A 20,450-nucleotide genomic window follows, 5' to 3' on the forward strand; every position below is an offset into this window, starting at 1 on the left:
GGGCCGGCCGTGCGCCGGTCCTTGTGTCTCGGGGTTCGCGAACATGAATCACTTCAAGCTGATCGCCCTGGCGCTGCTGTTGCTGCCGGTGCTCACCTGCGCTCAGGAAACGCCTCAAGTCATCGAGCCCGAACCGGCGGAGCGCGTGCCCCTGGCCGATGAGTCGTTGATACTCGATGTGATCCGCGCCGGCGAACGCCATGTTGCCGTCGGCGCCAGGGGGCACGTGCTCACCTCCCCCAATGGCAGGGACTGGACCCAGGCCGAGCATGTGCCCGTGCGTTCGACGCTCACCCGAGTGGCGTTCAGCAACGGCCAGCTCTGGGCAGTGGGCCATGACACCACCATCATCCACAGCAGCGATTTTGGCAACACCTGGGAGCTGCAATACTTCATGCCTCTCTGGGATGGCCCGATTTCCGAACAGCCGCTGCTCGACGTGCACTTTTTCGATGCCCGCCAGGGCCTGGCCATCGGCGCCTATGGGTTGATCATGCATACCCGGGACGGCGGGGAGAACTGGACGGTGTCGCATATGGAAGACGCGATGGTTTCCGAGGCCATCAACTGGGAGCACCCCGGATCCGAACAGCGGGCAGACGACGCCGCCGAGCCCGAGGGCAGTGCCAGTGATGCCTATTACGACGCATCGCAGGACTTCGACCGCGGCTGCTACGAGTTCATGGAGTGCCATCTCAACGCTATCCTTGCGCTCGATGACGGCCGCCTGATGCTGGCCGCCGAGTCCGGTTACGGCTTTCGGAGCGACGACGGTGGCCAGACCTGGGAGAGCTTCCGGTTTCCCTATCCCGGCTCGATGTTCGGTCTGTTGCCCGCCGGTAATGGCATCATTGCCTTCGGCTTGCGCGGCAACGTGCAGCTTTCGGATGACTACGGCGACAGCTGGCAGGAACTCGAGTCCGGTGTCGAGGCCACGCTGCTTGGTGGCGCCGTCAGCCCGGACGGTCGGGTCGTGATGGTGGGAACTGGCGCGACCGTGCTTGCCTACGATCCGGAAGCCGGAAGCTTTGCGGTATCCCAGGATCGCCTCGGCAGCGACTATGCCGCGCTCGTGTTCGGCGACAGCGGCGACATGATCCTGGCTGGAGACAACGGACTGACCCATGAATGACACTCCTTCCATGACACGTCGCATTGCCGATGCCGTGTTCAGCGTTCGCCCGCTGATCCTGCTGCTGTTCGTTCTCGGCACGGCGGCGATGGTTTACTACAGCCTGCAGCTGCGCGTCGATGCCGGCTTCAAGAAGCAGCTGCCGCTGGAGCATTCCTACATGCAGACCTTCCTCGACTACGAGGAGACTTTCGGCGGCGCCAATCGCATCATGGTGGCCCTGATCGACCGCAAGGGCGACATGTTCACGCCCGAGTTCTTCCGCGCCTTCGAGCAGCTCAGCGAAGACGTGCTGTACGTGCCCGGCGTGGACCGCTCGTCGGGGCGCTCGATCTTCACCCCCAACGTGCGCTTCGTCGAGGTGGTGGAAGACGGCTTTGCCGGCGGCAACGTTATTCCGGCGGACTTTGCGCCCTCGCCGGAAATGCTCGAGAAGGTCCGCTCGAACATCATCAAGTCCGGCGAGGTCGGGCGCCTGGTGGCCGAGGATTTCTCTGGCGCGATGGTGTGGGCCAATCTGCTCGAGGAAAACCCCGAGACCGGGGAAAAGCTCGACTACCAGCGCGTTGCCAGTGCGCTGGAAGAGATCCGCTCGCGCTACGAAAATGAAGCGCAGGTGGTGCACATCATCGGCTTTGCGAAGATTGTCGGCGACGTTGCCGATGGTGCACGCGGGGTGGTGCTGTACTTCGGTCTGGCTTTCCTGATTACCGCAGGGCTGCTGCTGCTCTATTCCCGTTCCGTGTGGCTGACCGTGCTGCCGCTGGTATGCTCGGTCACCGCGGTCATCTGGCAGCTGGGCCTGCTCAATGTCATCGGCTTCGGGATCGACCCGATGAACATTCTCACGCCGTTTCTGATCTTTGCCATCGGCGTCAGTCATGGCGTGCAGATGATCAGCGGCTGGAACGCAGAGAAGCTCTTTGGCGGGCATTCGCCGATCGGTCTGGTCCAGGAAGGCATTCCGCTCGAGCAGATTCAGCCGGTTTCCAGCCTGGAAGCATCCAAGGCGGTATTTGCCCGCCTGCTCGCTCCAGGCGCCATCGCGCTGCTGAGCGACACCATCGGCTTTCTCACCATCCTGTTGATTGAAATCAAGATGATCCAGGAGCTGGCCATCACCGCCAGCATCGGCGTGGCCGTGATCATCCTGACCAACCTGGTTCTGCTGCCGGTGCTGCTGTCGTACGTGCGGCTGCGCAATGAAGACAGGATGCGCCGGCGCCAGTACGAAAGCAGCCAGAAGCCAAGCGCCATCTGGGACTTCATGGCCCGGTTCACGCAGCGCGGCGTGGCCGTGTTTGCGGTGATTGCCGGCATCGTCCTGTTCGCCGGCGCCTGGGTCAAATCACAAGACATGCAGATCGGTGACTCCGAAGCCGGGGTACCCGAACTGCGCGACGACGCCCGCTACAATCGTGACGCCCGCGCCATCCAGGAGCACTTCTCTCTGGGCACGGACGTGATCAACATCATTGCCCAGACCGAGGCCAACGCCTGCACCGAGTCACACGAGATCATGGAGGCGATCGATCGTTTCGGTTGGCATATGCGCAATGTCGAAGGCGTGCAGCGCGTGATGACGCTGCCAATGGCCGCCAAACAGGTCAATGCCGGGTGGAACGAAGGCAACCTGCGCTGGCAGATTCTCCCGCGCGACAAGTATGCGCTCGCCCTGACCACCCAGAATATCCCGACCGACAGCGGGCTGCTCAACCGCGACTGTAGCGCCATGCCGGTCATGATCTTCACCGAAGATCACAAGGCCGAAACCATCGACCGCGTGGTTGAACGGGCGCACCAGCTTCAGGAAGAGATCCGCATCGAGGAGCTCGGTTATCAGTCCGTCGGCCAGGCGGCCCACGGCAACTGGCCCGAAAACGGTGAGCATCCACCGCTGGTGTTCAGGCTGGCGACCGGCAACGTCGGCGTGATGGCGGCCACCAATCAGGAAGTGGCGGCAGCTCGCACGCCGATGCTGCTCTACGTCTACAGCGCGATCGTCGTGCTTTGCCTGATCACCTTCCGCAGCGTGCTTGGCACCCTGTGCATCGTGCTGCCGCTGGTGCTGGTCAGTTATCTGGCCTATTCGCTGATGGCTTTCATGGGCATCGGCCTGAAGGTCAACACGCTGCCAGTGGTCGCATTGGGTGTTGGTATCGGTGTCGACTACGGCATCTATATCTTCAGCCGGATGAAGAGCTTCCTGGACGCGGGTATCGGTCTGGACGACGCCTACTACCGCACCCTGCGTCTGACCGGCCGTGCGGTGTTCTACACTGCGGTCACCCTGGCCGTCGGCGTGGGCACCTGGCTGTTTTCGGACCTGCAGCTCCAGGCCGACATGGGGCTGCTGCTGGCCTTCATGTTCATCTTCAACATGATCGGCGCCATGCTGCTGCTGCCGGCGCTGGCGCGCGTGCTGCTGGGCTGGAAGGAAAAGCCCGGCAAGCCATGATGAACAACAGCGACACCACCGCAGGCAGTGACGACAGTGCAGGACAAGCCCGTCCCCGGGCTTTGCTGCACGCATTGACCATGGACGCGGTTCGGGCATGAGTCGCCGACCGTTGGTTGTGCTGTCCTCCGGCGGCAAGGACAGCCTGTACATGCTCGACAAGCTCCGGCGCGATCCGGCATGGCGAGTCGAGGCGCTGATCACCACCGTCAACGCAGGCAACGGCCGGGTGGCAATGCACGGCACTTCCGATACGGTGCTGCGCAAGCAGGCCGAAGTGCTCGGCTTGCCGCTGACCGTCATTGGCCTGCCCGACGGTTGCGACAACCAGGAATATGAAAAGCGCATGGCTGCGGGTCTGCAGCCCTTTCTGGAGCGGGGCATCGATACGATTGCCTGCGGGGATCTGGCGCTTGACGACATGCGGCAGTGGCGCGAGCAGAGCTTTGACGGCATGGGCTGGGAGGTTGTTTTCCCGATCTGGCACACGCCCACCGACGAGCTGGCCCGAACCCTGGCGCGCCCGCCATGGCGCGTGGTTATCGTCTGCGTCGATACCTGGCATCTGCCCGAGACGCTGCTGGGCGCGCCCCTTGATGACGAGCTGCTGGCCGCGCTGCCGGCCGGGGTCGATCCCTGCGGGGAAAACGGCGAATTCCACACTTTCGTGTGCAACGGGCCGGGATTTGCCGCGCCGCTGGAGGTGACACCCGGTCGTCGGGTGTTGACGCACGAACGTTTCCTGATGCTGGATCTGGAGCTCGGCTGAGCCCGAACCGGCGGCTCAGTCGCTCGGTCTCGTTTCGCTGTCGGCTTCCAGCTGTTCCACCAGGCCGCAGACGTAGCGAATGCCTTCGACGATGCGCGGCGTGGGGCGCACCAGGCGTTCGGGTTCGACTGCCTCCAGCCGGGTCTGGCCCTCTTCCACCATGCGGGTGTCGCGCCAGATCGTCAGCGGGTCTTCGCCGGATTCCGGCAGGCTGGCGATGATCAGTTCAGGCGTGCGCGCAATGACGGCTTCACGATCGATCGAGGCGGCTTCGGTGTCGAGGTCGTCGAAGACGTTGCGAGCGCCGCAAGCCTCGAAAACTTGGGTAATGACATGCGTCTTGCCGAGCGTGAACAGCGGCCGCGCCGACACCTGGTAAAAGATCGCCACATCGCTGTCGGCCTTGTGGTCGGAACGCAGTGCTTCAAGTTCGGCGCGAAAATCCGCTGCCGCCGTCCTCGCCTGATCGGCTGATCCCAGGCGGTTGCCGATCCGGGTCAGAGCGCGGGCGATGTCGGTCAGGGTTCGCGTGCCGAGCCACATTACCTCGATGCCCAACTGCTCGAGTCGGTCGCCGACCGCTGCCGGCGTGCCGCCCGTCCAGGCCAGCGCCAGATCGACATCCAGGCCAAGAATGGTCTCCATGTCGAAGCGGAAGGCGTCGCCGATCAGCGGCAGTTCGCGCGCCTGTTCGGGCCAGTCACTGTAGTCGACCACGCCGACGAGCGTGTCGCCGGCGCCGGCAGTGAACACCAGCTCGGTCAGATGCGGCGCCAGCGTGATCACGCGCGGCCGGTTTCCGGCGCTGGCCACGGAGCAGGTCAGCAGCAGCGCCGCCAGCGCCAGGCTCGTCAGCAGCGGTCTAGATCTGGTAGGCATACGACAGCGTCAGTGTGAGAACAACCCACAGTACCAGCATCAATGGCAATCCGACGCGCACGAAGTCGTTGAATTTGTAGCCGCCGGCATTCATGACCAGCAGGTTGGTCTGATAGGCCATGGGTGTGGCAAAGCTCAAATTGGAGCCGAACAGCACCGCCAGCACAAAAGGCTCGGCCGGCAGCATCAGCTGCTGGGCCAGGCTGATGGCAATCGGTGTGCCGATCACCGCCGCAGCGTTGTTGGACACCACGTTGGTCAGCGCCGCCATCGCCAGCATCAACAGGCCCAGGATCGCCCATGACGGAATCCCGAAGCTGACCGCCAGAAGGATCTGCGCCAGCCAGTCGGCGCCGCCAGTGCGCATCAGCGCCGCGCCCAGCGCCAGCGAGGCCACGATGATCATCACCACCTGAATGGACAGCGCATTCATTGCCTCCTTCCAGTTCAGGCAGCGCGTGAGCAACATGGTCAGCACACCCGCCACCGCGCTGATGGCGATCGGCAGGATGCCGGTGGCGGCGACGACAACCACCAGCGCCATGATGCTCAGGGCCAGCGGCGCCTTGGAGGTCTTGGGCAGGTTGACCGAGCCGTCGAGTACCAGCAGGTCGCCGCCTTCCTTGAGCTTGTTCAGACGCGCGCCGGGTGACTGCACCAGCAGTACGTCGCCTGATCTGAGCACGGTGTTGTCCAGGCCGGTCGAGCGGGTCTGGTTCTCGCGGTTGTAGCGGTGCAGGGCCAGCAGCCTGAGACCGTAACGCGACAGCAGCCGCGCCTCGCTGATGCGCGAGCCCACCAGCCTGGACTGCGGCGTGACCGCCACTTCGGCGATCTTGTGGTCGCCCGGACCCAGCGGGTGATTGTCGTTGACCTCCACGTCACCCGAAAAAAGCCGGCCGCCGAGCAGGTGGGCAAACTCCCTCAGGTTGTCCCGGGTATCGGTGGTGGTGATGCGATCACCGGCCTTGAGGGTCACATCCGGCAGCGGCGTGACGAACACGCCGGGCCCGCGCTGAATCTTTTCGACCTTGAGATTGCCGCTGCAGCGCTCGATCGCCACGGCCAGGGTCTTGCCCACCGCTTCGCTGGACTTGCCCAGGCGGATCTGGGCGGTATACAGCCGTTTGACCGTCGACTGCATCGGCACCGGTCGCTCGGGTATCAGCCGCGGCGCCACCAGCCACAGGTAGAGCACCGATATCGCGCCGGCGATGGCGGCCGGCACGATGAAGTCGAACATGCGAAAGGGCGCCACGCCCATGTCGGCAGCCACCGACACGACCAGCAGGTTGGTGGAGGTGCCGATGGTGGTCGACATGCCGCCGACGATACTGATCAGGCCCACGGGAAGCAGCAGCGCCGAGGGCGACTGCTTGGTGCGAATCGCCACGCCGATGAGGATCGGCAGCAGCATGACCACGATCGGCGTGTTGTTGATGAAAGCGCTCAGCACCGCGCAGATCAGCAGCGTGGCGAGCATTGACAGCTTGGGCGCCTTGCGCCAGGAAATCGCCAGGCCGCGGCCTACCGGTTCCAGCGCGCCGGAGCGGATCAGGCCGTGGCCGAGAATCATCAGGGCACACACCGCGATCAGGGCCTGATGACCGAAGCCGGCGTAGAAGTCGGTGGGGCTGAGCTCGCGCCCGTCCGGGCCGACATAGGGGAAGATCTGGAATCCGATGGTGAGAATGGCCAGCACTACCAGCGAGCTGGTCTCGAGCGGAATACGATCGCGCGAGAACAGCACCAGCGCCAGCAGCAACAGCAGCAGCACGCCAAGGGCGTGATAATTGGGCAGGGCGAAGCTCATGGTCAGCCGATTTTACGCGCAAACGCCTGCTCAGGAATGCCAGCCATCGGCCTCGGCCAGCTGCGACTCGATGGCCTCGAAAGAATGTACCGGCGCCAGACAGCGCTGCCCCAGGCAGATCATGGCGGTGGCCCGTTCTTCGTCGGCCAGCGGTCTGAGCAATTGGGGCAGGTCCTCGACGGCCAGCCCGGCGGGCAGGCGGTAGACCTCGCAGCGGTTCGTGGCCGCCAGCTGGCGCTGCCACTCGGCCACCGGGTCAGCGGGGCCGGCCAGCATGATCTGCGGCGGTGGGTGCTCCAGGATGCGCCAGGCGCGCAGCAAGGTCGCGTGCGCCAGGGCCGAGCGCGCGATATCGCCGCGGGCCGCCGCAATGGCCTGGTGCGCGGCATCGATCAGCCCCGGCTCGCCACACAGCTGGCCGAGCCTGCTCATGCCGATGGCCGCCTGGCCGGCGCCCGCCGGCGTCGCGTCGTCGGCGTGCGCCAGCGGTCGGGTCAGCAGGTGCTCATGATCGCGCGGCGTCAGATGCAGCGCGCCGCTGGCTTCGTCGACGAACTGCTCGACGATGCGCTGCCCGATGCGCCGGGCGAGATTGAGCCAGCGAATCTCGAAGCGCCAGGAAAGCAGTTCCAGGCAGGCGACCAGCACGTTGGCATGTTCGTCGAGCAGCGCGGTCTGGGCGCTGCGTCCATTGCGCCAGACCGCTCGTGGGGGTTCCTGGCCGAACAGGTTCACCGCCACGCTGTCAAGAGCCTTCGCCGCGCGCTCGCGCCAGCCTTCACGTCCGAGCAGCCGGCCGGCGGCGGCCAGATTTTCGATCATCAGCCCGTTCCAGCTGGCCAGCATCTTGTCGTCGCGGCTCGGTGCCGGGCGCTCCGATCTGGCCTTGAGCAGGCGGCTGCGCGCCGATTCGATACGGCGTCCGATCTCGCCTTCGTCGAGGCCTTCATCGACCAGCTCGCCTGTGGAGCGGGCCATGACCAGATGCCAGGCTTCGCCTTCGAAATTGGGCGGGCCATCCAGGCCAAAACGGGCGCTGAACAGATCCTGCTCGTCGGTGGGCAGGCGCTCGGCCACCTCCTTGCGCGTCCACACGTAATAGGCGCCCTCGCCGTCGGCGCTTTCGGCATTCAGGCTGGTGGCAAATCCGCCGCTCTCCAGACTCATTTCGCGCTCGAGCCACTCCACCAGGTGATCGCACACGGCGCCAAAGTCCGCGCGCCGCCAGCGCCTGGCCGCGCGGGCGTACAGCCCCAGCAGCAGGGCGTTGTCGGAGAGCATCTTCTCGAAGTGGGGAATCTCCCAGACGGCGTCGACGCAGTAGCGGAAAAAGCCGCCGCCGAGCTGGTCGTGCAGGCCCAGGCGCGCCATGGCCGTGAGGCTGTCGCCAAGCATCTGCGCCGGCTGGCCGCCTTCGAGCTCGGCCAGGGCGGCCAGCTGGGGTGCCTGGGGGAATTTCGGACCATCGGTGCCGAAGCCGCCGTTATCGCGGTCGAAGCGCGCGCCGGCCTCGGCGATGAATGACTCCAGCGCCGACTCCAGGTCGGCCTCGCCGCCGGGCCGCGGCGTGGCCACGGCCTGCAGGGCTTCCTGTACCTGCAGATGCTGCGCGCGCAGCTCGTCGCGGCGCGTCGACCAGACCTGATGGATGCGCGCAAGCAGGTCGCCGAAAGCAATCATGCCGTGACGTGGCTCGGGCGGAAAATAGGTGCCGGCAAAGAACGGCGCGTGGCTGGCCGGGTCGAGAAAGACGGTCAGCGGCCAGCCGCCGCCACGGCCCGTGAGCAACTGGTGAGCAAGCTGATAGATGTGATCGAGGTCCGGGCGCTCCTCGCGGTCGACCTTGATGTTGACGAAGTAGGCGTTCATGCGCTCGGCGATCTCGTCGTTGTCGAAGCACTCGCGCGCCATCACATGGCACCAGTGGCAGGCGCTGTAGCCGATCGACAGCAGAATCGGCTTGTCGAGCGTGCGCGCCATCGCCAGCGCCTCGCGATCCCAGGGCTGCCAGGCCACCGGGTTGCCGGCGTGCTGAAGCAGGTAGGGGCTAAGGGCATCGTTCAGTCGGTTGTGCGGCTGCTGCGGGTTCATGCGGTCATGGTAAGGGATCACGCCGGGTGCCGCTTGCGGCCGGACTCTGAGGCAGCTCGCCGGTGTCCGTGCGCCGTTGAATCCCGCGTTCAACTGCAGGGTGGTCTTCTGCGATAATCTGGCGCCATGAATCAGTCCGACTTCCATTTCCACAGCATCGATCCGGTGGCCATCGAGATCGGCGGCTTTGCCATCTACTGGTACAGCCTGATGTACCTGGTGGCCTTCGGCGCCTTCTGGCTGCTGGGCCGTCTGCGCGCGCGGCGTGAGGATGCGCCACTGAAGCCGCAGCAAATCGGCGACTTCCTGTTCTGGGGTGTGGTCGGCGTGATCGTCGGCGGGCGGCTGGGCTACGTGCTGTTCTACGGTTTTGACCAGCTGCTGTCCGATCCGCTGTTTCTGTTTCGCATTCGCGACGGGGGCATGAGTTTCCACGGCGGGCTGGTCGGCGTGCTGGTCGCCATCTGGGCATACGGTCGCCATCTGGGCTGCGGTTTTCTGCGCCTGGGTGATTTCGTGGCCCCGCTGGTGCCCATCGGTCTGGCCGCCGGGCGTCTGGGCAACTATATCGGCGGCGAGCTCTGGGGCCGCACCACCGACGTGCCCTGGGCGGTGATCTTTCCCGGATCCATTCAGGCCGGCGGGCGCGGCTCTGCGACCCTGTACGAACAATACCTGACCGGCGCGCTCGACGAGTTCGCGCGCCACCCGTCTCAGCTCTACCAGGCCGCGCTCGAGGGCCTGGCGCTGTTCGTGATCCTGTGGCTCTACTCGGCCCGGCCGCGGCCTGTCGGCGCCGTGGGCGGTGCTTTCCTGGTCGGTTACGGCGTGTTTCGCTTCATCGCCGAGTTTTATCGCGAGCCGGACGCGCACCTGGGTTTCGTCGCCCTCGACTGGATGACCATGGGTCAGATCCTGTCGCTGCCGATGTTCATCACCGGCGTGGCCCTGATGACCTGGGCTTATCGGAGCCGCTCGTGAAGAACTATCTGGATCTGCTGCGTCACGTGCGCGACAACGGCAGCCGCAAGGACGATCGCACCGGCACCGGCACGCTGAGCGTCTTCGGCCACCAGCTGCGCTTCGACCTGGCGGAATCCTTCCCCCTGGTGACCACCAAGAAACTCCATCTGCGCTCGATCATCCACGAGCTGCTCTGGTTTCTGCGCGGCGACACGAACATCGCCTACCTCCGGGAACACGGCGTGAAGATCTGGGACGACTGGGCCGACGAGCGCGGCAGTCTGGGGCCGATCTACGGCACCCAGTGGCGCAGCTGGCCGACGCCCGACGGCGCCACCATCGATCAGCTCGACGAGGTGGTCGAACAGATCCGCCAGCGCCCCGATTCGCGCCGCCACGTGGTCACCGCCTGGAACCCGGCCGACCTGCCCGATGAGTCGATCTCGCCGCAGCAAAACGCGCGCGCCGGCCGGATGGCGCTGGCGCCGTGCCACTGCCTGTTCCAGTTCCACGTTGCCGACGGGCGCTTGAGCTGCCAGCTCTATCAGCGCTCGGCCGACTGCTTTCTGGGCGTGCCCTTCAACATCGCCAGCTATTCGCTGCTCACGCTGATGGTCGCCCAGGTCACGGGCCTCAAGCCCGGCGAGTTCATTCACACCTTCGGCGACGCCCACATCTATCTCAATCACCTCGAGCAGGTCGACGAGCAGCTGTCGCGCGAGCCGTTTCCGGCGCCGCGCATGGACATCAAGCCCCGGCGACAGCTGAGCGACTTCACTTTCGAGGATTTTCGCCTGGAAGGCTATCGCTACCACCCGGCCATCTGCGCCCCGATCGCGGTCTAGAACGGCCTGACGCTGGAGCACTGGATGCAGCAAGAAGCGACTGAAATCACCCTGGTGGCCGCAATGGCCAGAAACCGCGTCATCGGGCGCGACGGCGGCATGCCCTGGCACCTGCCGGCTGATCTGAAGCACTTCAAGGCGGTGACGATGGGCTCTCCGATCGTCATGGGGCGACGGACGTTCGAGTCCATCGGTCGACCGCTGCCGGGGCGGACAAACGTCGTGATCAGTCGCTCCGGCCTTGAGTTGCCCGACGGCGTACTGCTGGCCGCGAGCCTGGACGAGGCTATCGACCGCGCCGGCGCCGCGCGGGTCATGGTGATCGGAGGCGGGCAGATTTATAGTAAAGCGCTGGATCGTGCCGACCGTCTGGAGCTGACCCTGATCGATGCGGTGATCACCGGCGATACGGTGTTTCCCGAATGGCCGGAAGTGGATTGGCAGTTGGCAAAGATGCGATCGCGGCCGGCCGACCAGTCCAATCCGTACAACCTGGTGTTTGCGACCTTCAAGCGGGCCGCTACGCCCAGCTGATCTCCGCGGCAGCTACAATGGCTGGCCCGCCGAAACTTTTGCGAGACATGGCAGCAGCATCTGGCTCCAGCGCCGAGGTCGATGAGCACTGGCCCGACAAGCGTCGCGTCACCATTGTCGGCGCGCTGTGGAACCTTGTGCTGGCGGTGGGCAAGATCGTTGCCGGCGTGGCGGGTCAGTCGCAGGCGCTGATCGTCGACGGCATCCATTCGCTCTCTGACCTGGTCAGTGATGCAGTCGTGCTGGTGGCATCTCGCTGGGGCGCCATCGAGCCCGATCACAATCATCCCTACGGTCACGGCCGCATCGAGACGGTGGCGGCAGCCATTGTCGGAGTGCTGCTGCTGGCCGTGGCCATCGGCTTCATCGCTGATGCGGTGATGCGCCTGCTCGAGCCCGAGCGCCTGCTGCAGCCCGGCTGGCTGGCGCTGTGGGTGGCGCTCGGCTCGGTGGGCATCAAGGAAGCGCTGTTCTGGTACACGCGGGCGGTGGCGAAGCGCTCGCGCTCGAGCCTGATCATGGCCAACGCCTGGCATCACCGCTCCGATGCGTTCTCGTCGGTCATCGTCATTGCCGGCCTGCTCGGCACGCGCGCCGGTTATCTGTGGCTGGATACTGCCGCCGCGATTGTCGTCGCCGGCACGGTCGCCTGGATGGGCGGGCGTTTTGCCTTCGACGCGCTGGTCGAGCTGGTTGATACCGGGGTCTCGCGCGGTGAGCAGAAGAAGCTCGGCAGCATCATCATGGCGGTCGACGAAGTCCACGGCTTTCGTGAACTGCGCACCCGGCGGATGGGCGGCCAGATCGTCATGGATGTCTCCATCCTGCTCGACGGCGGGCTCTCGCTCGATGCGGCCGACCGCATTGCCGCGGCGGTGCGCAAGCGCTTGCTGAGCGAGTCGACCGAGGTCTTCGACGTCGTGGTCAGCGTGGCACCGTGGCGAGGGCGTGAATGACAGCGCGGCAGATCTTCGTTGGCGATCTGCAGGGCTGCCGCGAGCCCTTCGAGCGCCTGCTCGAGCGGCTGCGTTTCGATCCGGCAGCCGATCGCCTGTATCTGGCCGGCGATCTGGTCAACCGCGGTGGCGAGTCGCTGGCCACCCTGCGCCTGGTTCACTCTCTGCGCGAGGTCTTGACCACGGTGCTGGGGAATCACGACCTGCACCTGCTCGCTTACGCGCGTGGGCTGTTGGGCAAGCCCAATCCCGAGTTCGATGCCATCCTGAATGATGCCCGCAGAGAAGAGCTGCTCGCGTGGCTCAGGCGTTGCCCGCTGATGTGGTTTGATGAGCCGGCCGGGCTGGCGCTAGTGCACGCCGGCGTCGACCCTCGTTGGGGGCCGCAACAGGCCCGCGCCCGCGCCGCCGAGGTTGAGCAAGCGCTGTCCGAGTCGCCTGAGCAGTTTTTCAACCATATGTACGGTGATGAGCCCGCGCGCTGGCATGCCGGTCTGCCGGACGGCGAGCGTTTGCGCACCATCACCAACGCGCTGACGCGCATGCGCTTTTGCAGCGCCGACGGCCACCTGCACCTGGCCAACAAGGGTGATCCCGACAGCGCACCGGCCAGCTTTGCGCCCTGGTATGAGCATCTGCATGCCGGCTGGCAGGGCTGGACGCTGATTTTCGGCCACTGGTCGCGGCTCGGGCTTTACGACAACGGTAGTGTCGTCTGCCTTGACAGCGGTTGCGTCTGGGGCGGGGCGCTGTCGGCCCTGGTTATCGAAGGCGAGGAGCGTCGGATCGAGAGCATCGATTGCCCGGGCCGCTGAAGCGGTGTTTCTCAGCGGGCTACACTAACGCTTCGAGCACCGGCGCAAGGGGTGGTCGTTGTCCCGTCCAGATCTCGAAGGCCAGGGCCGCTTGGCCGACCAGCATGCCGAATCCGCTGTGGACGCGCAGATCGCGGTCGCGACACCAGCGCGCGAAGGCTTCGTGCGCCGGGCCGTAGTTGAGATCGTATGTGGTGGCGTCTTTGGTCAGCCAGCCTCGATCGAGCGGCGGTAGCTCGCTGTCGTGACCGGCGCTGGTCGACTGAATCAGCAGATCAAACCGACCCCCCGGGCCGGACTCGAACCCGCCGCCGGTGATCGGGCCCAGGTGAGCGAACTTGCCCGCCAGCGCTGCGGCGCGTTCGGCCGTGCGGTTGATAATGGCAACTTCCGTCGGTTGACGCTCGAGCAGCGGGCCAAGAATGCCGGCCACCGCGCCGCCGGCGCCAACGATCAGAATGCGCCGCCCGGCCGGGTCGATGCCCAGGCGGTCAAAATCCAGCAGCAGCCCAGCGCCGTCGGTGTTGTAGCCCCGCCAGCCGTCTTCGGCCAGGCGCAGGGTGTTGACCGCCTTCGCCTGGCGAGCCGGGCGGTCGATATCCGTGCACAGCTTCAGCCCGGCCTGCTTGAGCGGTACGGTCAGGTTGGCACCCGTGCCGCCTTCATTTCGAAACGCCGCCAGCCGATCGGACAGCTCGTCGATGCCCGCCTCGATGGCGGTGTAGTCGACCCCGATGCCGAGCGCGTCGCCGAACAGGCGGTGAATGCGCGGCGACAGGCTGTGCGCCACCGGCCGGCCGAACACCGCGAGCCTGTGGCTTTGCCTTTTCATCAGTCGGTCATCAACCCGGCCGCTTCCAGTGCGGCGTAGGTGAGGATCCCGCTGGCGCCGGCGCGGCGCATGGCAATCAGGGTCTCGAGCAGCACCTTGTCGTTGTCAAGCCAGCCGTTGGCGACGGCGGCCTTGAGCATGGCGTACTCGCCGGAGACATGGTAGGCAAACGTCGGTACACCGAAGGTCTCGTGCACCCTGCGGATGACATCGAGGTAGGGCAGGGCGGGCTTGACCATCACCCAGTCGGCGCCCTCGTCGAGGTCGAGCTCCACTTCGCGCAGCGCCTCGTCGCTGTTGGCCGGATCCATCTGAAAGCCTTCCTTGCCGGCCTTGCCCAGGCTGGCCGCCGAGCCGACCGCGTCGCGGAACGGACCGTAGTAGCTCGACGCGTACTTGGCGGCGTAGCTGAGAATCAGCGTGTTGACGTGGCCGTCTGATTCGAGTTGCTCGCGGATGGCGCCGACGCGCCCGTCCATCATGTCCGAAGGGGCGACGACATCGGCACCGGCGGCGGCATGGGCCAGGGCCTGGCGCACCAGCACGTCGACCGTGCGATCGTTGAGTACGTAGCCGTCTTCGTCGGCGATGCCGTCCAGACCGTGGCTGGTATAGGGGTCGAGTGCCAGGTCGGTGATCACGCCCAGCTCCGGAAAGCGCGCCTTGAGCGCGCGCACGGTTTCCGGGATGAGGCCGTCCTCGCGCCAGGCCGCGGCGGCGTCCTCGCTCTTGTCTTCGGCCGCGACGACGGGAAACAGCGCCATCGCCGGAATGCCGGCCGCCAGGCAGCGCTCGGCCAGCTCGAACAGGCCATTGCGGCCGACGCGCTCGATGCCCGGCATCGAATCGACCGCCTCGCGGCCGTTGGCGTCTTCCAGCACGAAAGCCGGCTGAATCAGGTTGGCCGGCGAAAGCCGGGTCTCGCGCGCGAGTTCACGGGCAAAGCCGCTGGCACGCGTGCGGCGCATGCGGGTTGCTGGGAAAGTCATGTTCCATCAGGTGGTTTTGGGGTGTCTCCATTATAGGGCTGACGGGCTTGTTCTGGTGGTTTGCCGGCGATGCCGGGCGGTATTTCACGGGTGAGCCGTGGATTGGGCGCTGGCGCCGCAGGCCCGCTGCGCGGGTCTCGACAAGTCAAAGGCATTCCGCCCGGCTTGCTTCGCAAGCTCTTTGGGCGGGTACCTTTTTTCCAGCGCGAAAAAAGGCACGAAAAAGCGCGCTTGAAAGTCAAAGTCCCACGCTCTTTTTCTCAGAACTTGCTTGCTGTGCGGGCTGGCCCCTTCGCGACGGTGCCTTCGCGAGCACTCCGTCGGAGGATCTGGTGGCCATTGCTGCAATGGGGCGAAGCCGGCACCAAGGCGGCCCGGCTTCGATCGGTTGGCTTCGGATGGCGCTGGGATGGCTTCTGGCTTCCGGGCTGCGAGATTGGCCACTCGGCGATCTTTGGCTGACTTCCATCTCTATCGCCTCCGCTCCCCACAGCCAGCGCGCGCAAAGCGCCAGGTGTAACCCATCCCAAGCGCAAGCCCATGATCCCTCCCATGGCCATTTTCGGAAATCATCCCGGGCACCACGCGACCAGCCGGGCACTCGCGAAGCCCGCTCACCGAAGGGGCCAGCCCCCACAGTCGCCCATCTCCCGAGGTAACCGAGCGTGGGACTTTGAAGTTAGAGAGCGTTTTTGCTTACTTTTGTCGTAATTGACAAAAGTGAGTCGCCGCAAGACCCCGCGAAGCGGGCCCGGGCGAAACCGCCTTTGACTTTGATTTTGAATTGTCGAAACTCGCACCGTGACCGGTGACGTCAACACTCGATCACGCAGGAAATCCCCACCCCTTCGCGCAGCGTTGCAGCGCAAATGCTAATCTCGCAAGCATGTCACCCTCGGTTCGCATTCCTGAAATGCGCCCCGCCGAGCTGATTAACGTGCCGGCCGGAGACGTGGCGCGTCTGGCCGAGTTCATCGGTTCGAACGACCGCCTGCTGGTGCTGACCGGCGCCGGCATTTCCACGCATTCGGGGATTCCCGCCTACCGCGACGGCAGCGGGCGTTGGCTGCAGCGCCAGCCGATTCTTTATCAGGATTTCGTGCGCTGTGAGTCCACGCGGCGACGCTACTGGGCGCGCAGCTTTTTTGGCTGGCCGATCATGGCCGCCGCGCAAGTCAACGCTGCCCACCGGGCGCTGGTCGAGCTCGAGCGCGCTGGCCGGCTGGAAAGGGTGGTGACGCAGAACGTCGACGGTCTCCACCGGCGCGCGGGGCAGCAGCGCCTGGTTGAGCTGCACGGCCGGCTTGATCGCGTGTGCTGCCTTGACTGCGGCGCGGTCAGCGACCGCGCGGAGCTGCAGCGGCGCCTGGCTGATCTCAATCAGGGCTGGAGGGCCGAGGTGCAGGGCATCAATGCTGACGGCGACGCCCGGCTTGACGAGGCCGACTGGCCGGGTTTTACGGTAGCTGAGTGCGCCATCTGCGGCGGCCGGCTCAAGCCGCAGGTGGTGTTTTTTGGCGAAACCGTGCCGCCGGCCACGCGCCGGGCGGTGGACGCGGCCGTGGCGCGGGCCTCGGCGGTGCTTGTCGCCGGCAGTTCGCTGGTGGTCGGCTCGGCCTTTCGCCTGGTGCGCGCGGCCGCCGCCCGCGGTCTGTCCATTGCCGCAGTCAACCGCGGCCGCACGCGCGCCGACGAGCTGCTTTCTTTCAAGGTCGACAGCGGCTGCGAGGTTGCGCTGGCTGCTGCCGTGGGGCTTCAGGCTGCCGTCGACAGCCCGGGCTCGACGCCCTCGGCGAGCGCGTCGAAGTAGCTGCGCGTCAGCTCGAGCTGATCCCGGGCGCATTCGGCGCGGTTGACGATTCGGCGAAAGCCGGCGTTTTCAGGGCGATCTTTCGCGTACCAGCCCAGGTGCTTGCGCGCGATGCGCACGCCCCGGCTCTCGCCGTAGAAAGCGTAAAGGGCTTCGAGGTGTCCGAGCAGGATGTCGCGCACGTCGTTGACCGGTCGCTCGGGCAGGCGCTCGCCGGTGGCCAGGTAATGCGCGATCTCGCCGAAGATCCAGGGTCGGCCCTGGGCCGCGCGACCGATCAGCAGGCCGGCGGCGCCAGTGTAATCGAGCACTCGACGCGCCTGCTCCGGCGAGTCGATGTCGCCGTTGGCCCACACCGGAATGCGCCGCTGCGAGACGATCTGTGCAATCGTGTCGTACTCGGCCCGGCCGGTGTATTTCTGATCGCGGGTGCGGCCGTGGACGGCCAGGGCAGCAACGCCGGATTCTTCGGCGATGCGCGCGATGGCGGGGCCGTTGCGCTGGTCTGCGTCCCAGCCGGTGCGGATCTTGAGCGTGACCGGCACCTCGACGGCGGCCACTACCGCTTCGAGAATGCGCGCGACCAGCCTCTCGTCGCGCATCAGGGCCGACCCGGCCCAGGCCTTGCAGACCTTCTTGGCCGGACAGCCCATGTTGATGTCGATGATCTCGGCACCGTGGTCGACGTTGTAGCGCGCCGCCTCGGCCATGCGCTCGGGCACGGTGCCGGCAATCTGTACGCTCACCGGTCCGGGTTCGCCGGCGTGGTCCATGCGCTCGCGCGATTTGCGGGTATGCCACAGCGAGGGATCGGAGCTGGTCATCTCCGACGTGGCCAGATCGGCGCCGAGCTGGCGGCACAACAGCCGAAACGGCTTGTCGGTTACGCCCGCCATGGGTGCCAGGCCGAGTGCCGGCAGTATTTGCCGACCGCCTGTCGGAATAGCCCCGCCGGCTGTCTCTGTTGTGCGGATAGTGCCCATGCAGGCATTGTAGATTGCAAACAGGCTTCAAGCTATCTGCCCGGCCACGTCGGGTAAATCGAGTCCACCATGTGCGAGCAGGATCGACGCCGCTTCCAACGGTTTTCTCTCACGGCCGACTGTGAGCTGATGCTCGATGAGGAACATCGGGGGCAGCCCGCCAGGTTGCTCGACCTGTCGATCAACGGGGCGCTGATCGAACTGGCCGCACCGGCCGGTTTTGCCGCGATATCGCACGGCGGGCTGTCGCTGCGAGTCTCCGGTCTGAAGTCTGCTTCGACCATGCAGATGTACTTCAGGGTGCGCGTGCTGCGAGTGGACGAGCGCAAGGTGGCCTGTCGCTTCGAGCGCGTTGATATCGACAGCTTCGCAAATCTCAAGGACCTGATCGCACTCAGGCTGGGCGAGCCGAGCCTGCTCGATCGGGAGCTGACCCGGCTGGACTACTGGCCCGGAGTGTCGCGGGCTGCGGGCGACAGCTGAGGCAGCAGCCACTTGGCCATCACGGCTTCCAGCGTTTCCAGGCCCTGGCCGCTGGTGGCGGAAAATGCCTGGACACCCACTGTCTCGTCGACCGCGTTGCGCACCCGCATCAGCGCTTCTTTCTGCTTGCCGCGCCCCAGCTTGTCGGCCTTGGTCAATACCAGGTGCAGAGGCAGGCCGCGATGGGCCGCCCAGTTGGCCAGGTCGATATCGCCGGGCTTGAGCGGGTGGCGGATGTCCATGACGATGACCAGTCCGCTCAGCGCCTGGCGGCGTTCCAGGTAACCCTGAATCAGGCCTGCCCAGTGACGCTTGAGGTCGCCGCCCACGCGCGCGAACCCATACCCCGGCAGATCGACCAGGTGTCGCTGTTCATCAAGGCGGAAAAACACCAGCTGCCGGGTGCGCCCGGGAGTGCGGCTGGTGCGCGCCAGTGATTTGCGGTCGCAGAGTCGATTGATCAGGCTGGATTTGCCGGCGTTGGAACGACCGGCGATCGCCACTTCTCTGCCCGCGTCGGGGGGCAGCTGCGCGCGTTGATGAACGCTGATCAGGTATTCGGCCCGCCGAAGCAGCGGTTTGACGGCTTGCATGAGGATTGATGCTGGCACGGCAGATGCTTAGAGGCGATAATATCAGGTTCAGGTTTCCAATCAGGAGAAGGATCCAAATGGCTCGATTTCTGGTGATGCTGCTGGCATCGGCACCCCTTCTGGCGCACGCGCAGGTGGTGGGCGATCCCGAAGCCGGCAAGGAAAAGGCGGCTGTATGTGCGTCCTGTCACGGCATGGACGGTAATTCCCAGGTCAGCATCTGGCCGAAGCTGGCCGAGCAGCACGCCGGCTACGCGGCCCGGCAGTCGCGCCTGATTCGCGAACAGGAGCGCAACGTACCGGAGATGTATCCCATCGTGGCGGATATGAGCGATCAGGATCTGGCCGATCTGGCAGCCTACTACGAGCAGCAAACGCTCAAGGCTGGCGTGGCCGACGAAGTGCTGGTCGAAAAGGGCGAAGCCATTTATCAGGCCGGTAACGCCGACTCGGGTGTGCCGGCCTGCGCAGCCTGCCATGGCCCCTCGGGCAGCGGCATCAAGGGCGCCTATTACCCGCGCCTGGGCGGCCAGCACGCCGACTACACCCAGAGTCGTCTGCAGGACTATCGCAACGGCGTGACCAGCGGCGATGATGATTCTTACAGCAAGATCATGGTTGCCGTGGCCGAAAACATGAGCGATGAGGAAATCGAGGCCGTCAGTTCCTACATCGAAGGGCTGCACACGGCACGCTGGTAAACTGCGGCGACAGAGTTTCCGGAACTCGCCCGCATCGGGCGGGTCTGACTGAGCCATACAAGGCACGACAACCATGGAGAGTGCAATGCGCAAGTTTCTGAACCTGGCCGCCGCCGCCAGCGTACTGCTGGCCGGCTCGCTGCTGGCGCAAACCTTTGAGGAAGGACAGCACTACCAGCGGATCGGCAATCCGGTCGCTACACCCGATGACCGCGTGGTGGTGGTCGATGGTTTTGGCTATCCCTGCCCGGCCTGCCGCCGTTTCATGCCGTACCTGGAAAGCTGGGAGGAGCGCCAGCCCGACTATGTAGAGGTCGAGCATCTGCCGGTTGCATTGCAGCCCGGCTGGGACTTGTACGCCAAGGCCTATTACACGGCGGAGGTCATGGGGATTGCCGCTGAAACACATGAGGCCATGTTCAAGGCGGTGCATGATCAGCGGCGCCAGTTCCGCAGCTTTGATGACATCGCCCGGTTCTACGCCGAGCACGGCGTGGACGCCGACAGCTTCGTCAATACCTCGCAGTCCTTCGCCGTTGATGCCAAGATTCGCCAGAATCGCAATGACGTGCGCAATTACGGTATTCGTGGAACGCCCTCGGTGATCGTTCAGGGCAAGTGGAAAGTGAGCCCCACCGGCCTCAAGAGCTATGATGAGCTGCTCGAAATCGTGGACTTTCTGGTTGCCAAGGAAGCCCGGGCGCTGAATCTGGGCGCGGCGAACGGTGACCCCGCCGAAGAAGAAACAACGGCGATTGCCGAGTCGGCTGAAGACACCACCGGCTGATCGTCGTGGCGGTGTCC

Annotated in this window: 19 protein-coding genes; 12 read left to right on the forward strand and 7 right to left on the reverse strand. The window is 65.3% G+C overall.

What is annotated here, in order from left to right; genetic code table 11:
• Positions 1-43 precede the first annotated feature (43 nt).
• From ACEWQ0_RS02660 to ACEWQ0_RS02670, 3 genes are all read left to right on the forward strand, one after another.
• Positions 44-1,132: a WD40/YVTN/BNR-like repeat-containing protein gene (locus tag ACEWQ0_RS02660; RefSeq protein WP_476484401.1), complete on the forward strand. Its 1,089-nt coding sequence runs from the start codon at positions 44-46 to the stop codon at positions 1,130-1,132.
• Between the two features lie 10 nt (positions 1,133-1,142).
• Positions 1,143-3,590 (forward strand): efflux RND transporter permease subunit, encoded by a 2,448-nt coding sequence (locus tag ACEWQ0_RS02665; protein ID WP_476482642.1) that lies wholly within the window; start codon positions 1,143-1,145, stop codon positions 3,588-3,590.
• 97 nt (positions 3,591-3,687) lie between these two features.
• Complete coding sequence (locus tag ACEWQ0_RS02670) at positions 3,688-4,359, forward strand: Dph6-related ATP pyrophosphatase (RefSeq protein ID WP_476482643.1); 672 nt, start codon at positions 3,688-3,690, stop codon at positions 4,357-4,359.
• Between the two features lie 15 nt (positions 4,360-4,374).
• On the opposite strand, the gene ACEWQ0_RS02675 is transcribed toward ACEWQ0_RS02670, so the two are convergent.
• The 3 genes from ACEWQ0_RS02675 to ACEWQ0_RS02685 are packed head-to-tail and all read right to left on the reverse strand — an operon-like array spanning position 4,375 to position 9,142.
• Positions 4,375-5,238, reverse strand: a complete 864-nt coding sequence (locus ACEWQ0_RS02675; RefSeq protein ID WP_476484402.1) for a helical backbone metal receptor — start codon at positions 5,236-5,238, stop codon at positions 4,375-4,377.
• A complete protein-coding gene (locus ACEWQ0_RS02680; RefSeq protein ID WP_476482645.1) occupies positions 5,222-7,051 on the reverse strand; it encodes an SLC13 family permease in 1,830 nt (609 codons plus the stop codon). The genes ACEWQ0_RS02675 and ACEWQ0_RS02680 overlap by 17 nt, the downstream gene beginning before the upstream one ends.
• A 30-nt stretch (positions 7,052-7,081) precedes the next feature.
• The gene (locus tag ACEWQ0_RS02685; RefSeq protein WP_476484403.1) at positions 7,082-9,142 is read right to left on the reverse strand and encodes a thioredoxin domain-containing protein; all 2,061 of its coding nucleotides are present in this window, start codon (positions 9,140-9,142) and stop codon (positions 7,082-7,084) included.
• Between the two features lie 126 nt (positions 9,143-9,268).
• Here ACEWQ0_RS02685 and lgt point away from each other — a divergent pair, with 126 nt between their 5' ends.
• The 5 genes from lgt to ACEWQ0_RS02710 are packed head-to-tail and all read left to right on the forward strand — an operon-like array spanning position 9,269 to position 13,255.
• Positions 9,269-10,123: a prolipoprotein diacylglyceryl transferase gene (gene lgt, locus ACEWQ0_RS02690; protein WP_476482647.1), complete on the forward strand. Its 855-nt coding sequence runs from the start codon at positions 9,269-9,271 to the stop codon at positions 10,121-10,123.
• The gene (locus tag ACEWQ0_RS02695) at positions 10,120-10,950 is read left to right on the forward strand and encodes a thymidylate synthase (protein ID WP_476482648.1); all 831 of its coding nucleotides are present in this window, start codon (positions 10,120-10,122) and stop codon (positions 10,948-10,950) included. Before lgt ends, ACEWQ0_RS02695 begins: the two co-directional genes overlap by 4 nt.
• 24 nt (positions 10,951-10,974) lie before the next feature.
• Positions 10,975-11,484 carry a dihydrofolate reductase gene (locus ACEWQ0_RS02700; RefSeq protein WP_476484404.1) on the forward strand — a complete coding sequence of 170 codons (510 nt, stop codon included), beginning with the start codon at positions 10,975-10,977 and terminating at the stop codon, positions 11,482-11,484.
• 47 nt (positions 11,485-11,531) lie between these two features.
• Positions 11,532-12,440 (forward strand): cation diffusion facilitator family transporter, encoded by a 909-nt coding sequence (locus ACEWQ0_RS02705; protein WP_476482650.1) that lies wholly within the window; start codon positions 11,532-11,534, stop codon positions 12,438-12,440.
• Entirely contained in the window at positions 12,437-13,255 is an 819-nt protein-coding gene (locus ACEWQ0_RS02710; protein ID WP_476484405.1) for a symmetrical bis(5'-nucleosyl)-tetraphosphatase, read from the forward strand. Before ACEWQ0_RS02705 ends, ACEWQ0_RS02710 begins: the two co-directional genes overlap by 4 nt.
• A gap of 19 nt (positions 13,256-13,274) precedes the next feature.
• On the opposite strand, the gene aroE is transcribed toward ACEWQ0_RS02710, so the two are convergent.
• Both aroE and hemB read right to left on the reverse strand, forming a co-directional pair.
• Complete coding sequence (aroE, locus tag ACEWQ0_RS02715; RefSeq protein WP_476484406.1) at positions 13,275-14,087, reverse strand: shikimate dehydrogenase; 813 nt, start codon at positions 14,085-14,087, stop codon at positions 13,275-13,277.
• Positions 14,087-15,076 (reverse strand): porphobilinogen synthase, encoded by a 990-nt coding sequence (gene hemB, locus ACEWQ0_RS02720; protein ID WP_476484407.1) that lies wholly within the window; start codon positions 15,074-15,076, stop codon positions 14,087-14,089. Before hemB ends, aroE begins: the two co-directional genes overlap by 1 nt.
• An 886-nt stretch (positions 15,077-15,962) precedes the next feature.
• Between hemB and ACEWQ0_RS02725 the strand changes: the two genes are divergently transcribed.
• Complete coding sequence (locus ACEWQ0_RS02725) at positions 15,963-16,886, forward strand: NAD-dependent protein deacetylase (RefSeq protein WP_476484408.1); 924 nt, start codon at positions 15,963-15,965, stop codon at positions 16,884-16,886.
• On the opposite strand, the gene dusB is transcribed toward ACEWQ0_RS02725, so the two are convergent.
• Positions 16,832-17,782: a tRNA dihydrouridine synthase DusB gene (dusB, locus tag ACEWQ0_RS02730; protein ID WP_476482655.1), complete on the reverse strand. Its 951-nt coding sequence runs from the start codon at positions 17,780-17,782 to the stop codon at positions 16,832-16,834. The two genes, ACEWQ0_RS02725 and dusB, sit on opposite strands and share 55 nt — an antisense overlap.
• Positions 17,783-17,938: 156 nt before the next feature.
• Between dusB and ACEWQ0_RS02735 the strand changes: the two genes are divergently transcribed.
• Positions 17,939-18,352 (forward strand): PilZ domain-containing protein, encoded by a 414-nt coding sequence (locus tag ACEWQ0_RS02735; protein ID WP_476484409.1) that lies wholly within the window; start codon positions 17,939-17,941, stop codon positions 18,350-18,352.
• Here the strand turns inward: ACEWQ0_RS02735 and yihA are convergent.
• The gene (gene yihA, locus ACEWQ0_RS02740) at positions 18,313-18,945 is read right to left on the reverse strand and encodes a ribosome biogenesis GTP-binding protein YihA/YsxC (RefSeq protein ID WP_476482657.1); all 633 of its coding nucleotides are present in this window, start codon (positions 18,943-18,945) and stop codon (positions 18,313-18,315) included. The two genes, ACEWQ0_RS02735 and yihA, sit on opposite strands and share 40 nt — an antisense overlap.
• Before the next feature lie 77 nt (positions 18,946-19,022).
• Between yihA and ACEWQ0_RS02745 the strand changes: the two genes are divergently transcribed.
• Both ACEWQ0_RS02745 and ACEWQ0_RS02750 read left to right on the forward strand, forming a co-directional pair.
• Positions 19,023-19,646 (forward strand): c-type cytochrome, encoded by a 624-nt coding sequence (locus ACEWQ0_RS02745; protein ID WP_476482658.1) that lies wholly within the window; start codon positions 19,023-19,025, stop codon positions 19,644-19,646.
• Between the two features lie 85 nt (positions 19,647-19,731).
• Positions 19,732-20,433 carry a thiol:disulfide interchange protein DsbA/DsbL gene (locus tag ACEWQ0_RS02750; RefSeq protein ID WP_476482659.1) on the forward strand — a complete coding sequence of 234 codons (702 nt, stop codon included), beginning with the start codon at positions 19,732-19,734 and terminating at the stop codon, positions 20,431-20,433.
• Positions 20,434-20,450 lie beyond the last annotated feature (17 nt).

The sequence above is a fragment of the Wenzhouxiangella sp. YN9 genome (genome assembly GCF_056324165.1).